Origin of the sequence: Anaerotignum lactatifermentans DSM 14214, from assembly GCF_900142265.1 — a bacterium.
Taxonomy (GTDB): domain Bacteria; phylum Bacillota; class Clostridia; order Lachnospirales; family Anaerotignaceae; genus Anaerotignum; species Anaerotignum lactatifermentans.
In genome coordinates this window covers 25,134-38,713 of record NZ_FRAH01000003.1, presented here as the reverse complement: position 1 = coordinate 38,713, position 13,580 = coordinate 25,134, and the positions used below count along the sequence as shown (strand labels likewise).

Annotated in this window: 13 protein-coding genes and 1 pseudogene; 12 read left to right on the top strand and 2 right to left on the bottom strand. The window is 47.0% G+C overall.

What is annotated here, in order from left to right; all coding sequences use genetic code 11:
* Window positions 1-114 precede the first annotated feature (114 nt).
* From BUB35_RS00230 to BUB35_RS00175, 12 genes are all read left to right on the top strand, one after another.
* A complete protein-coding gene (locus BUB35_RS00230) occupies window positions 115-780 on the top strand; it encodes an ABC transporter ATP-binding protein (protein ID WP_016147273.1) in 666 nt (221 codons plus the stop codon).
* Between the two features lie 13 nt (window positions 781-793).
* Entirely contained in the window at window positions 794-3,211 is a 2,418-nt protein-coding gene (locus BUB35_RS00225) for an ABC transporter permease (protein ID WP_016147274.1), read from the top strand.
* 442 nt (window positions 3,212-3,653) lie between these two features.
* Window positions 3,654-5,015 (top strand): MATE family efflux transporter, encoded by a 1,362-nt coding sequence (locus tag BUB35_RS00220; protein WP_016147275.1) that lies wholly within the window; start codon window positions 3,654-3,656, stop codon window positions 5,013-5,015.
* A gap of 182 nt (window positions 5,016-5,197) precedes the next feature.
* The gene (locus BUB35_RS00215; RefSeq protein ID WP_016147276.1) at window positions 5,198-5,581 is read left to right on the top strand and encodes a GntR family transcriptional regulator; all 384 of its coding nucleotides are present in this window, start codon (window positions 5,198-5,200) and stop codon (window positions 5,579-5,581) included.
* Window positions 5,574-6,434, top strand: a complete 861-nt coding sequence (locus BUB35_RS00210) for an ABC transporter ATP-binding protein (protein ID WP_016147277.1) — start codon at window positions 5,574-5,576, stop codon at window positions 6,432-6,434. The genes BUB35_RS00215 and BUB35_RS00210 overlap by 8 nt, the downstream gene beginning before the upstream one ends.
* Window positions 6,427-7,074 carry an ABC-2 transporter permease gene (locus tag BUB35_RS00205; protein WP_072847963.1) on the top strand — a complete coding sequence of 216 codons (648 nt, stop codon included), beginning with the start codon at window positions 6,427-6,429 and terminating at the stop codon, window positions 7,072-7,074. Before BUB35_RS00210 ends, BUB35_RS00205 begins: the two co-directional genes overlap by 8 nt.
* A gap of 10 nt (window positions 7,075-7,084) precedes the next feature.
* Complete coding sequence (locus tag BUB35_RS19755; RefSeq protein WP_016147279.1) at window positions 7,085-7,207, top strand: hypothetical protein; 123 nt, start codon at window positions 7,085-7,087, stop codon at window positions 7,205-7,207.
* A 5-nt stretch (window positions 7,208-7,212) separates the two neighbouring features.
* On the top strand, window positions 7,213-7,401 hold the full coding sequence (locus BUB35_RS00200; protein ID WP_040332740.1) for a cysteine-rich KTR domain-containing protein: 189 nt from the start codon (window positions 7,213-7,215) through the stop codon (window positions 7,399-7,401).
* 688 nt (window positions 7,402-8,089) lie between these two features.
* Entirely contained in the window at window positions 8,090-8,503 is a 414-nt protein-coding gene (locus BUB35_RS00195; protein WP_016147281.1) for a sigma-70 family RNA polymerase sigma factor, read from the top strand.
* 546 nt (window positions 8,504-9,049) lie between these two features.
* On the top strand, window positions 9,050-9,235 hold the full coding sequence (locus tag BUB35_RS00185; RefSeq protein ID WP_016147282.1) for a hypothetical protein: 186 nt from the start codon (window positions 9,050-9,052) through the stop codon (window positions 9,233-9,235).
* Window positions 9,236-9,373: 138 nt separating this feature from the next.
* Window positions 9,374-11,041: a recombinase family protein gene (locus BUB35_RS00180; RefSeq protein WP_016147283.1), complete on the top strand. Its 1,668-nt coding sequence runs from the start codon at window positions 9,374-9,376 to the stop codon at window positions 11,039-11,041.
* On the top strand, window positions 11,025-12,665 hold the full coding sequence (locus BUB35_RS00175) for a recombinase family protein (protein WP_016147284.1): 1,641 nt from the start codon (window positions 11,025-11,027) through the stop codon (window positions 12,663-12,665). The genes BUB35_RS00180 and BUB35_RS00175 overlap by 17 nt, the downstream gene beginning before the upstream one ends.
* A 145-nt stretch (window positions 12,666-12,810) precedes the next feature.
* On the opposite strand, the pseudogene BUB35_RS00170 reads toward BUB35_RS00175, so the two are convergent.
* A pseudogene (locus BUB35_RS00170) lies at window positions 12,811-13,173 on the bottom strand (recombinase family protein); the annotation flags it as partial.
* 146 nt (window positions 13,174-13,319) lie between these two features.
* Complete coding sequence (locus BUB35_RS00165; RefSeq protein ID WP_015536347.1) at window positions 13,320-13,514, bottom strand: hypothetical protein; 195 nt, start codon at window positions 13,512-13,514, stop codon at window positions 13,320-13,322.
* Between the last annotated feature and the right edge of the window lie 66 nt (window positions 13,515-13,580).

The following is a 13,580-nucleotide window of genomic DNA, read 5'->3' as shown; positions in this document are numbered from 1 at the left end:
AATATCTCAAAATTGAAGCAATTCAGTCCAAAACCAAAGGGCGTTTAGGACATTTCTGCAACAATTCAGTTTTAGACTACATTCATATTGAAAATATAGAAAGGCGGTATTCTTATGAGTATCTTGCAGACAACTGATCTGAAAAAATATTACGGCACTGAGCCGAACATTACCCGCGCCCTGGACGGCGTGACCTTCTCCGTGGAGGAAGGCGAGTTTGTGGCGGTGGTCGGCACCTCCGGCTCCGGCAAATCCACCCTGCTGCACATGATGGGCGGCCTGGACACCCCCACTTCCGGCAGTGTGGTGGTTCGGGATAAAGAACTGGCGAAGATGAACGATGAGCAGCTTACCATCTTCCGCCGCCGCAACATCGGCTTTGTGTTCCAGAACTACAATCTGGTGCCGATCCTGAATGTGTATGAGAACATCGTCCTGCCCGTGGAACTGGATGGCGACACCGTGGATCAGAAATTCATGGATGAAGTCGTAAAGATGCTGGGCCTTCAGGACAAACTCCAGAATATGCCCAACAACCTTTCCGGCGGCCAGCAGCAGCGTGTGGCGATTGCCCGCGCCCTGGTATCCAAACCGGCTATTGTCCTGGCCGATGAACCCACTGGCAACCTGGACAGTAAGACCAGCGCCGATGTGCTGGGCTTGCTCCAGCGCACCAGCCGGGAGTTTAACCAGACGCTTGTGATGATTACCCATAACAACGAGATTGCCCAGCTTGCCGACCGTATTGTGCGCATTGAGGACGGAAAAATCAAGGCGTAAGGAGGTGGCGGATATGACATTACCATTTGAAAATGATACGCGCAGAATAATACATGGTCTTGCGAAAGCTGATCTGAAAACACACAAATTAAAAACATTTTTAACTGCAATCATTATTATTCTGGCTACCTGCCTGATGGCAACTATTTTTTCGGTTTTGGTGAATGATGCGTTGGATCAAGCGAATCAGGCTCCATACCATGCTATGTATCGGGCAGTAAACGAAGATACCAAAACCACACTTCAATCGGATAAAGATTTTGAAGCCGTAGGCATCTACAAATCTTTTGGAAATCAGGTTGACCGTGATGGCCGTACCGATCTGGCATATATGGACGAGCAGACGCTGGCCTTTATGGGGTTCCGGCTTGTAGATGGCGTAATCCCGGACAGTGAAAATGAGGTGCTTGTGTCCGAAACCTACTTAAAGAATCGTGCTTTGTCGGTAGGAGATACTTTCCGGTTTGCTTATGTTGACAGCTTGACCAATGAAGAAAGAGAAGAAGAATTTACTGTATGTGGTACGATTCAAAACAAGGAACAAGAACGTGGAGAGCAGTTTTATGTTGTAACATCAAACAGTTTCCGAATGAAATATGCCCAACAATACAGTCAAATAACTTCGGATTTCAGCACAGAAACCGCTGCCACGGTTGATGTACTTGTTTTACTCAATTCGGATTATTCCAGTACAGGTTCCGATACCCAAAAAGACTTTTTGAAAAGCAAAGGCGAGTCTGCGGGCATCCCCAGCTTTGATGTTATTATAAATGAGAGTTACATTGATGGAGTTTACTTTGATGGAACTGTGATCGCTGCTGTCATCTTTTTCACCATATTCCTGATGTTTGCCAGCAGCTTTGTGATATACAGCATTTTTTATATTTCCATCGTAAATTCCATGCCAATGTATGCCCAACTGATCTCATTGGGCACAACACAAAAGCAACTGCGCCGATTCTTAAATACGCAAGGCAATATGTTGGCAGTGAGATTTATACCGCTTGGAGCATTGATTTCTATTTTGCTCATTGTCTTAATCTCTGGAGTACAATGGCTTCTGTATGATGCTCTCATTACTTTATTTGCGATCCTGCTGATTTATGTCGTTATTAAATTTGCACTGAGGAAACCCGCAAAACTTTTGGCAAATGCTTCACCCATTGAAGCTATGAAATTCAGGGATGGGGAAACCGCTGGTTCTCACAAGGCACTAAAGCAAATCACCCCTGATTCTTTAGCAAAAAGCAATCTGCACACAAATCGGAAGAAAAATCGAATGTCAATTATTTCGCTAAGTATCAGTGGAACATTGATGATCGCATTAGCCATTCTTGTGTCCTCTATCAATCTTCCGGCAATGATACGGCAAAGCTATCCTATGGATGAAGATTTTCAAATTGGCATCCAAATGGACAATTTCTACGAACGCTTCCCGACAATTATTCAGAACAATCCATTATCCGGTGAACTGATGGGACAAATCACAGATATTCCTGGTGTCCAGAAAATCGTTCTCGACGAGTGTGTTATAGGCCGTTTGGTTGAATCGGCTGTAAATTATACCTCGCCCGAAGATAACTTGGAACTGCTGAATAGCTTGTCACCAGAACTGATTGCCAATGTCAGCGAAATCGCAAGTGGAACTGTTAGCTATGATGATTTAGGTACGAATGAAATTGTAATCAATAAATACCGCACAGATCGAAGTGAACTCAACTATGGCGATTTGCAAGTTGGAGATTCTTTGACATTCCGTTTTGAAGTCGGTGGACAGATCATAGAAGAAACGTTTACTGTTGCAGGTATTGCCTATTTTCCTTCGACGGGATTATTCTATTGCACTCAAGAAGCAATCGAGCAGATTTCCCCGTATAATAATACAACACACATCTCTATCTTTTGTGATAAAAACTATACGGAGCCTGTAAAGGACAGACTGGCATCTCTTATCAGCGGAAATCCAAATCTGCGGCTCAAAGTATATTCGGAAGAATATTCTATGATTGCAGGGTTTATCAATGTGACAATGAGTAGCCTGTATGCTGTATCTGCCTTTGTCGTGATATTTGGATTGCTCAATATGATAAATATGCTGATTAACAGCGCCATCATCCGCAAGCGGGAGTTTGCTTTGCTACAAGCTGTCGGGATGACAAACCGGCAGCTGCGAAAAATGCTCTACCGGGAGGGTATGAGTGTCAGCATCAAGTCGGCACTATTGGCAGCGGCTTTTGGTATTACGATTGGTGGACTTCTGTGCTATTTGGCAAATAAGGTGATGGCTCTGAAATTCGTTATCTTCGCCATTGATCCATTACCTGTTCTCTTGTTTGCTGCTGTACTGATTGGGTTACAGATTCTTGTCAGCTATTGCATCTGTCGTTCAATCGAAAAAACAAGTCTGATTGAAAATCTGAGGGCGGAATAAACACTGACTTTCAAGAAGAAAATTGGTCGGGACAGAAAATTTCTGTTCCGGCCATTCTTTTTGCTATTTTGGCATATTCAATTTTTCCACAGTTTGATTGACAATTAACAGTGATTTAGCTATACTAAAAATGATTCGTTATGTAACGAGAGGTGAGTACGATGTTGTTCGGAAAATTTTGTATTGACTTCGGCTCCACACAAGTTTATACCACAAAACATTGTGCGGAGCCTTTTCGGAAAGTTGATCTATAAAATGAAAAGGTCAAGGCAGAGTGGACTGCCTTTGGTTTTTATACCCTTTTTATCAGATCAACAATAGATAATTGATTGTTTAGGCCACAGACGATGTTTTGTTTGTGGCCTTTTGTTATGCTTATATAAGTGACTATGCAAAGGGCGCACGATGTAGTGTGTCCCTTTTTCTTTTTGGAGGAATAGATATGACTGAAGAACATAGTTTGTTGACCGGGAGTGTGCCGAAAAAACTGGCCTCTTTCGCTTTCCCATTACTTTCAGCAAATCTACTGCAATCGTTTTACAATGTAGTAGATATGCTTGTGGTCGGCCAAATTGTAGGTGATACAGGTCTTGCGGCCATTGGCAATGCCTCTAAACTGTGTTATATCATCAATTCAATTTGTATTGGTATGACGATGGGGGGAGCAGTGTTAATTGCTCAGTATAAAGGGGCAGACGATAAAAGAGGGCAGGCAGAATCCTTTCAAATGTTGGCTCTACTCTCTCTGGTATCCTCTTTGCTTGTGACGGTTGTGAGTTTGGCAACCTACCAGCCACTATTCAAAATGGTAAACGTTCCAGCAGACGCATATCCAGAAGCCTGCAACTATATGAAAATCTTTTGCTGTGGAACGGTATTTGTCTTTGGATATAATGCTGTCTGCTCTGTACTGAAAGGGTTGGGGGATTCCAAATCCCCCCTCTACTTTGTAGGAGTTGCTACCATTATCAATATCATTTTAGACATTGTTTTGGTAGGTCCGTTAGGAATAGGAACAGCAGGAGCAGCTTACGCAACGATTACCGCACAGGGAATTTCCTTTGTGATTTCCCTATTCTATTTGAAGCGACACAGGATATTTTTATCTATGGAGGATCACAGAAAGTTTACGCTTCAATGGGATAAGCTAATCGCCATAGTAAAAGTCGGCCTACCTACAGCGATCCAGATGGTCGTAGTCAACACCGCCTATCTGCTTGTTACGGGAATGCTTAATCAATTTGGAACTGCAGTGTCCGCTGGATCAAATGTAGGTTTACAAATCAATACCTTTGCTGGTATGCCCTGTTGGGCTATTGGACAGGCAGTAACGGCAATGGTAGGCCAGTGTATGGGGGCTGGACAAATCGACCGTGCCCGAAAGGTAGTGAAAATTAGTTTGGTGATGAATGTTGCCGTAACATTCGTTGTCGTAATAAGCGTACAGCTTTTTGCCGAACCATTGATTTTGCTTTTTGGTAGTACCAACCCGGAAGCAGTAAACGATGGAGTTTACTATCTGCGTGTCTGTTGCAGTATAAACAGTTTGATTTATGCCATTATGTATACTTTGGATTCCTTTGCTATTGGTGTCGGTGCGGCAAATGTCGCTATGATTAACGCTTTACTGGACGCAGTTATTGTGCGTTTGATTATGAGCTGGTTCTTGGCCTTTTCACTCAATATGGGATTTATAGGAATTTATTACGGCCAGGCACTTTCTCCGATCTTACCAGCTATTGTAGGCTTACTCTATTTTATAAATAGAAAATGGGAAAGGAAAACACTCCTTAAAAATAGATAAAATGGATTGTTTTGAATTGCCGCAGAATGATTGAGAGAATGGCTAATCGAAATGGCAAAATTATTCCGACCAGTTTTTGCTATTTGTAAATTTTCTTAAACTATATTGTCTTTTTACTCATCTCGTGTTATAGTGTTATATATAATAACATAACAGTTAAAACAGCAAGAAGGTGAGATGGATTGAAACTAATTATTTCAAATGTATCAGGCGTACCCATCTATGAGCAAATTAAGCAGCAGGTCAAGGCGGCAATCCTATCTGGAGAACTGAAAGAGGACGAAGCCTTACCTTCCCTCAGAACGCTGGCAAAAGATTTGAAAATCAGCGTCCTAACCGTTACAAGGGCCTATACAGAATTAGAGCAAGAGGGATTTGTCAAAAATGTTCAGGGACGCGGCTGCTTTGTCATGGACCGTGGCTCTGAACTGATGAGAGAGCAGCTTATCTGCAAAGTGGAAAATGGGTTGACCGACGCAATCAAGGCGGCAAGAATCGCAAATCTTCCCAGCGAAGAACTGCACCGTCTTTTAGATATTTTATTGGAGGCGAATACAGATGACTAACTATTTAGAGGTGAAAAACCTCTCGAAATCCTTTGACAGTTTCCAGCTTCACAATATCAGCTTCACCTTGCCGAAGGGATATATTATGGGGCTGATCGGGCCAAACGGCTCCGGCAAGACAACCACCATCAAACTCATTCTGAATATGCTGGGGCGCAACGGCGGCGAAATCAAGATCATGGGGCTGGATAATATCGCTGACGAGCAGAAAGCAAAAGCGGAACTCGGTGTTGTATTTGATACCAACTATTTCAGCGATGATTGGCAGGTAACGCAGGTAGAGAAATCCATCTCCGTTTTCTATCCCAACTGGAAGTCGGAACGGTTTGCCGAGATGCTGCGGAAGTTCCACATCGCTCCCACCAAGAAAGTGAAAGAACTCTCAAAGGGTATGCAGATGAAGTTGATGCTGGCCTGTGCGTTCTCTTACGACGCAAAGCTGCTGATCCTGGACGAACCCACCAGCGGCCTCGATCCGGTTTCCAGAGATGAACTGCTGCAAATTCTCTCGGAGTATATTGAGGATGGAGAACACAGTGTACTGTTCTCTACCCATATCACCGGCGATCTGGAACGCGCTGCTGACTATATCACTTATATCAGCTATGGAGAATTGTTTTTCAGCGGCAGCAAGGATGAATTTGTCGATCTGTTCCGCATTGTCAAAGGAGGAACAGAAGAACTGTCTGCTGACCTGAAGGAAAAAGCGGTCGGTGTCCGCACATTCCCCACAGGCTTTGAGGCTCTGGTCAAGACCGAAGATACGGTCGCTTTTTCCTCTTTGAGTATTGAACCGGCGACCATTGATGAAATCGTTGTATTCACGAGCAAGAAAGGTGACGATTATGAGTAATACATTAAAAGTAACAAAATTGGACTTTTCGCTGGTAAAGCCCTATATCAAGGTGATCGGGTTTACCATGCTTCTTCCTATCGCTTTTGCAGCCATTAACCGTTCCATCCTGACCGGCGTTTCCTTTGCCATGTGCTTTATCGCCATGACCACAGGCTACACTTTCTCGGTAACGGAGAAAAACAGCATGGAGCGTTTGTATGGGATTTTACCCATCAAGAAAAGCGAAATGGTGACAGGCCGGTATCTCTTTGTTCTTGCGCTGGGCGCGATAGCTCTGGTGGTTTCTCTTATCACACAGCCGATTGTGCTGCGGGCAATGGGTGAACGTGTTGGAGCATTTGATATGATCAGCGCGGCCATCGGCGGCCTGTTCCTGTTCGCCCTTTATACCGTATTTCAAATTCCGGGCTATTACAAATATGGAGCCATTAAAGGCCGTGTGTTCATGTATATTCCTGTGGCCGGATTTTTGGCGACCTTGTTTTTCCTGCCCAAGATGCCCGCAGACAATCCCATTGTGACTACGGTTGTAAGTTCCCCGGTGCTGCTGATCGGTCTTGTGCTTGTACTCGTCGTTGTCATGTATGCTGTGTCGATCTGGTTCTCCATTCGGATCATGGAAAACAAAGAAATGTGAGGTGAGCAATATGGATTTCACAATTTTAGCGGTAGTTCTTCTGATTGGTGTCGGTATTCCCGTCCGCAACAAGCTGATCCGTAAGTATCGAGAGGAAAAGAAGCAAAAAGATAAGGATCGGGATGCAAAATGACCGATATGGAGAAAACCGAGTTCATCCGCTGTCCCATTTGTGGAAATAAAACACGGGACAAAATTCGGGAGGATACCATCCTAAAAAACTTTCCTCTCTTTTGTCCTAAATGCAAAAGCGAGTGTCTGATTGATATTGAACAATTTCATATAACTGTTATCAAAGCGCCAGACGCACAGCCGCAGAGCCGATAACTCACAAGGTCCGATTTCCTTGTGGTTATCGGCTTTTTTGAATGTTCTGTGCCATATACCTGACTATTTTGGCGCAACCATGTTCCTGCTCAAACGGGTTATTTTGCGGTCTGAAATGCAATAAATTTTGAATTGCTACAAAAGTGAAGCAATTCGGGCTGTTTTTCTGTCGAAAGAAGTGGGCGTTAGGACAATTCTGCAACAATTCAGTTTTAGAATAAAAAAATAATAGTATTTGGATCAACTGCCATGCGGCGGTAAAGAAAAAAAGCCGTTGCATAGCAGTTGTATTCATACGCCTATTTTACTTTGTGGCGGCTCTAATTTGAGCCGCCGCTTCTTTTTGCCCAAAGGGTAACGACGACCCTACACCTTGCAATCTTACACGGCGGCAATAGGAGGATGCCGCCATGCACTATAAAGTGTTTCAACACAAAACGACAAGACCCATCTTGTCAAAAAAAGCCTGAGTTTTGCCTGGATACATCATGCCCCTCCACCGGCATTATCATGGCAGTATTTTCGGCATTATCATAGTGTATTTTGCTGCGCCAATTTCCTTTTGCGGGAGACTGGCGCTTTTGTTTGCGCTTTTTTAGAAAAGCGGCCTGGACCTTACCATTGCCGTTCTCCACCTCATTTCGGCTCGCTCGTCAACTGGACCTGTGAACCGAAATGGAGGTACATAATGCAGAAAATCAATCTTCGGGATCTGTATCCCGATCTATATAAAACAGACGTTTTTTTGGAAGTGACCGATGAAGTACACGCTGTGTTTTTGGCAGACAAACGAGCTGACGCTGCCTATGAGCGCCAGATGTATCGCTATAAGGCATACTATTCTCTGGACCATGACAATGGCATTGAAAATACCGTAATAAATCGCCCACTGACCCCGGAGGAAATCTTGGAGGACAAACAACGGCGGGAACAGCTCTACGCTGCGGTGATGGCGCTGCCGGACAAGCAGGCCAAGCGGATCTATGCCCGGTTCTACCTGGGCATGACGCCAACTGAAATTGCTAAGGCTGAGGGAGTGGATGTCAGCCGTGTCCGAGATAGCATTCGCCGGGGGTTGAAACACCTTGCTAAACTTTTTTGATAAGTCCTTCTTACACGCGCCCGTTTTGCGGCTTTTTTGTCAGCGTAATTAGAAGGACAATTCTTCCCCTTCATTGGCACATTGACAACTGAATAGACGGCATTTCTGGTACATAACCCATGTATGAGCGAATCAGGCGCGCCGCCAAGAAGGACAAGCCAAGGAGGTGATGAATCGGCTGTCCTGAGCGATCAACGTAAGCTTGGAACCTGAAGGTGGCACTTCAGGGCGCGGTGACTGCATGGGGGCTTAAAGATACTTCCTCACGGCCTCCTAAAGACTTGGGAGGAACCCTGCGGCGCACGAGTAAAACGACGCTGCGGAGTTATGACAGCCGCGCCAGCGGAGACCAGAAGTGTCCCCATCGTCAGGGGTGCGTGGCAAATGTGGCGAGCAATAACCAAACTATCATACAGCAGCCGTACCGATTGACTGGTTAGCATATCCCCTCAACTTTATCGGTACGGCTGCTTTTTTATATGAATTGAGACAAAATGTTTCCTCATATCTTATGAAGAAGCAGTTTTTGACTGGAGGTGCGTCAGTATGGATCAGAAGAATCCCCCTACAACCTCCTACAAAGAGGTGAAAATTGGGAAAACCATTTACCGTGTGACCAGCTTTTTTTCGGGCGAAAAGGAGCTGGGAAAGACTTTGGAGCAGCTGGCTGTCCGGCGCGCCATGTCGGAGGTTTCCACATCTGTCGGCTGCTCCGCACACACGGCTACATAGTTACACTATCCTCCCGGCCTTGCCGCATCCTTGCGCGGCGATGGATTCTCCGCTACGATGTTCATACAGGGAGATTCCCTGTGGAGCCATCACGCCGCACGAGGTATGGAATCTGAATTGTCGGGAGGGAAAATAAAGATGACTACAAAAACATACAACGTCGGCATCTACTGCCGTTTAAGTAACGACGATGAACGCGACGGCGAATCCGTCAGTATTGAGAACCAGAAGCTGCTGCTTCAGAACTATGTACGGCAGCGGGGCTGGAATGAAATTGATACCTATATCGACGATGGCTATTCAGGTACGAATTTTGACCGTCCTGGGGTCAAGCGTTTGATTGAGGACGCCAAGGCCAAGCGGATCAATGTGATCCTGGTCAAAGACCTGTCCCGTTTTGGCCGTAACTACATCGAATTTGGACAGTACACAGACTACCTGTTTCCGTCCCTGGGCTGTCGGTTTATCGCTCTGAACAACGGCATTGACACGGAAAGCGCCAATGGCAGCACCGATGTCATGTGCTTTTTGAATTTATTTAACGAATTTTATAGCCGCGACACAAGCAAGAAGGTCAAGGCGGTCAAAAAAGCCTGTGCTGAAAGCGGCAAATTCATGGGAACCTACCCTGCCTACGGCTACAAGCGGGACCCGGCGGATAAGCACCACCTGGTGATTGATGAGGACACCGCCCCGATTGTGCGCCGTATCTTTGAGATGCGGGCAGCCGGAACAGGGTTTCACGCCATCGCCGTTATGCTGAACGAGGAAGGCATCCCGTCCCCCGGTGTATTGTACTACCAGCGCAAGGGACAGAGCGATCCGCGCCGGGTCAACCACAAATGGGCAGACCAGACGGTGAAAAACATCGTCCGCAGCGAGGTTTATATCGGCAACATGGTCCAGGGAAAGACCGGAACGCTGTCGTATAAGTCACGCAAACTCGTGGGCAAACCGGAGGAAGAATGGATTCGTGTGGAAGGGACCCATGAACCGATTATCTCACAGGAGCTGTGGGATACCGTGGTCAGCATTGACAAAAAGAAGGTACGGAAATCTTCTTCCGCTGATGGCTATAAGAGTATCTTCACCGGCCTTGTGTACTGTGCGGACTGCGGTTTCAAAATGCGGAATCAGGTGGAGCGATTCACCTATAAGGACGGGACACCGGGGCGGTACAGCTCCTTTATTTGCGGGAACTACTCCCGCAGCGGAAAGGGAGCCTGCACAATTCACACCATCTATGAAAATGTGCTGACCCAGCTGGTGTTGGAGGACATTCGGGAAAAGGCCCGTTTTGCGGAATATGACCCAGAACAACTGGTGCAGCAGATTATCCGCCTGAAGGATAAGGAAGCCAAAAGCCGCCTTTCCTCCTGCGAGCAGGAGCTGAAAACATATACGGCGCGGCTTTCCGAACTGGAACGGCTGATGCAGAATCTCTACGAGGATAAATGTGCCGGAACCATTCCGCAGACCGTTTTTCAGACCTTAATGCACAAATACGAAGCGGAACGGGCGGAAAAGTCCGAAGCCATCCCGGAACTGGAGCGCAAGGTCAAAAGCTACCTGGAGAACCGCACGGACGCAAATCGCTGGCTGACCGTTATCCGCCGGTACACAGAGATTACGGAGCTGGACGAATCCATCCTCTTTGAACTGGTGGACCGCATTGAGGTTGGAGAAACTCGAAAACTGGGCGGACAGCGGATTTGTGACCTCCGTGTTTACTACCGCTATGTGGGCAATGTGGACGCGGCGCTGTCACAGGAGGAAAGGAGGCAGCCACTTGAAGAAGCAATATAAGGTCGGCATCTACTGCCGCCTGAGCGTGGACGATGCCTCCAATTCCGCAAAGGCAAAGAACTATATCCCCGGCGATGAATCGGCCAGCATAGAAAATCAGTACGAAATTCTCTCCAAATTTGTCATGCTCAACGGCTGGATCGAGGTCAAGACCTATCGGGACGATGGGTACAGCGGCGGGAATTTTCAGCGGCCCGGATTTTTGGAAATGCTGGAGGACGCCCGCCACGGCCTGATTAACCTGATTCTGGTTAAAGACCTGTCCCGCCTGGGGCGTGACTTTGTGAAGGTGGGCCGCTATACGGATGTGATTTTCCCGTCCCTGGGCTGCCGGTTTGTATCTGTGCTGGACTGTCTGGACAGCGAGGGCGACAACACCGATATGCTGCACTTCCGCAGTTTGATGAACGACTACCATCTGAAAGACCTGTCGGGAAAAATCAAATCGGTGCTGTACGCCAAAAAGAAAAGCGGCCAATACTTGACCGCCTACGCTCCTTACGGATACCGCAAGAGCGATGAGGACAAACACCGGCTGGTGGTGGATGAAGAAGCCGCCGCTGTGGTGCGGGAAATCTACCGGATGCGCTGCTCCGGCATGGCCTACGGCAAGATTGCGGCGGCACTGAACGAGAAAAGCATCCTTTCTCCCCGCTGGCATTGGGAACTGCACTACGGAAAAAAGGGCAGCTGCAAATACTCCAAACTTTGGACCTATGCCACGGTAAAAAACATCCTGAACGATACTGTTTATCTCGGCATAGTCACACAGAACCGCACCGGCTCCCATTCCTACAAGGACAAAACCATGATACAGAAGCCGGAAACGGAATGGATTTGCCACGAGGATGCCCACGAAGCAATCGTTGACCGGGAACTGTGGGAGGCGGTTCAGGAAAAGAACCGGGCAGTCAAACAGCAGGTGGCAAATCATGCCGCCCCTCTGCCCGCCCTGTTCACCGGCAAACTGGTCTGTGCCGATTGTGGGCATCCTCTGGCAGCCACCCGCGAGACCCAGCGCAGAAAAAATGGGACATCCAAGCGATATGTTTCCTATATCTGCTCCCACTTTGCCACCACCGGACGCAGCGCCTGTTCCTGGCATCGGATTTATGAAATCTCGCTGAAAACGCTGGTGCTGAATGAAATCAGGGCGCACAGCCGGGCGGTAGCACAGGATGAAAATGCCGTGCTGGACAAGCTGAAACAGCAGATACTTTCCGAAAGCGCAGCCAGACAGGAGGATTCCAAACTGGAAATCAGCCGGTTGCGGCGGCGTATCGGAGAGCTGGAACACATGACCGCTAAACTTTATGAAGATAAGGTCAGCGGCATAATCAACAACGACACCTTTGCTGTCCTGATTCAAAAAAGTGAACAGGAACGCATCCAAAAGGCAGAGCGTCTGGAGGTTCTTCTGGCAGAGGAACGAAAAGCCCGGCAGGAGGTTGAAAATATCCGACAGTGGGCAGGCATCGTCCGCCGCTACCTGAATGTGCAGGAGCTTGACCGGGAAATCGTTGAGGAACTGATTGACCACATCGAGATCGGAGAACGCTCCGTTATAGACGGTCAGCGCCGTCAGGACATTAAAATCTTTTACCGCTTTGTTGGTGTGGTATAATGGGAAAAAGAAAAGACCCGGCTGCATCCGCAGTCCGGGCATACACCTGACAACATTCTATGAAAACGGTTTGCGATTGAACCGCATCGTTTTGTCGAAAAAGAGTGATTCAGCAGAACACCCTTCCCAAACAGCTTATGTTCTTAAACAGGTTTTTGAACGGGACAAAATCGGAAAGCCCTTTCTCTGTGTCCTCATTCTCCGCAACGGCGATGTAGCGCACCCGTTTTTCCGGGAACAGAAATTCCAGATAGTAGTCCATCATCACATGTTCCCGCCCGAAACGGGAAAGGTCTTTCGTGACAATGCAGTTTACTTTTCCGGCTTCCACATCGTCCATCATGCGCTGAAAATCCGGGCGTTCAAAGTTCGTCCCCGACCAGCCATCGTCCACATACTCACCGACTACATGAAGTCCCTGTTCCTTTGCGTACTGTTGCAGGATTGTCCGCTGTGTTTCAATGCTTACGCTGTCACCATAGTTTTCATCGTCCCGGCTTAATCTCATATAAAGCGCCGTGTTGTAAATCGTAGTATTGTAAGGTTGTTTCACCGTTAAAAATCCTCCTTCTTAAAGAAACAACCCACGCTTACAATACTTTTGCTCTATGGCAATTATATCATAAGCGTGGGCGTGTTATCAATGATGGGCTATCAGGTTGAAGCGGCTTTTTCTGCGGTATGCCGCACCACATCTACAATCAGATCACCGAGGGGCTTCCCGCCTGCGGCGAAGTGTTCGGAGATTTTTATACGGTTGTTCCCACATACAAAATACTGCGTGCCGTTCTCTGTTTGTATGACCTGCCCTGTCCGGGGCGTAAAAATATCGCTTTCGCTTTTTGCCATCCAGTGTCCTCCATATTCAGTTTTCAAGGTACAATGCCGCACAGGGGCGGCGAAAATTTCTGCTTA

Bases quoted from the DNA above. Each gene is read 5' to 3' on its own strand.
- BUB35_RS00180 (WP_016147283.1), top strand. From the start codon at position 9,374: ATGACTACAAAAACATACAACGTCGGCATCTACTGCCGTTTAAGTAAC.
- BUB35_RS19755 (WP_016147279.1), top strand. From the start codon at position 7,085: ATGGATTTCACAATTTTAGCGGTAGTTCTTCTGATTGGTGTCGGTATT.
- BUB35_RS00200 (WP_040332740.1), top strand. From the start codon at position 7,213: ATGGAGAAAACCGAGTTCATCCGCTGTCCCATTTGTGGAAATAAAACA.
- BUB35_RS00220 (WP_016147275.1), top strand. From the start codon at position 3,654: ATGACTGAAGAACATAGTTTGTTGACCGGGAGTGTGCCGAAAAAACTG.
- BUB35_RS00195 (WP_016147281.1), top strand. From the start codon at position 8,090: ATGCAGAAAATCAATCTTCGGGATCTGTATCCCGATCTATATAAAACA.
- BUB35_RS00230 (WP_016147273.1), top strand. From the start codon at position 115: ATGAGTATCTTGCAGACAACTGATCTGAAAAAATATTACGGCACTGAG.
- BUB35_RS00225 (WP_016147274.1), top strand. From the start codon at position 794: ATGACATTACCATTTGAAAATGATACGCGCAGAATAATACATGGTCTT.
- BUB35_RS00185 (WP_016147282.1), top strand. From the start codon at position 9,050: ATGGATCAGAAGAATCCCCCTACAACCTCCTACAAAGAGGTGAAAATT.
- BUB35_RS00205 (WP_072847963.1), top strand. From the start codon at position 6,427: ATGAGTAATACATTAAAAGTAACAAAATTGGACTTTTCGCTGGTAAAG.
- BUB35_RS00165 (WP_015536347.1), bottom strand. From the start codon at position 13,514: ATGGCAAAAAGCGAAAGCGATATTTTTACGCCCCGGACAGGGCAGGTC.
- BUB35_RS00210 (WP_016147277.1), top strand. From the start codon at position 5,574: ATGACTAACTATTTAGAGGTGAAAAACCTCTCGAAATCCTTTGACAGT.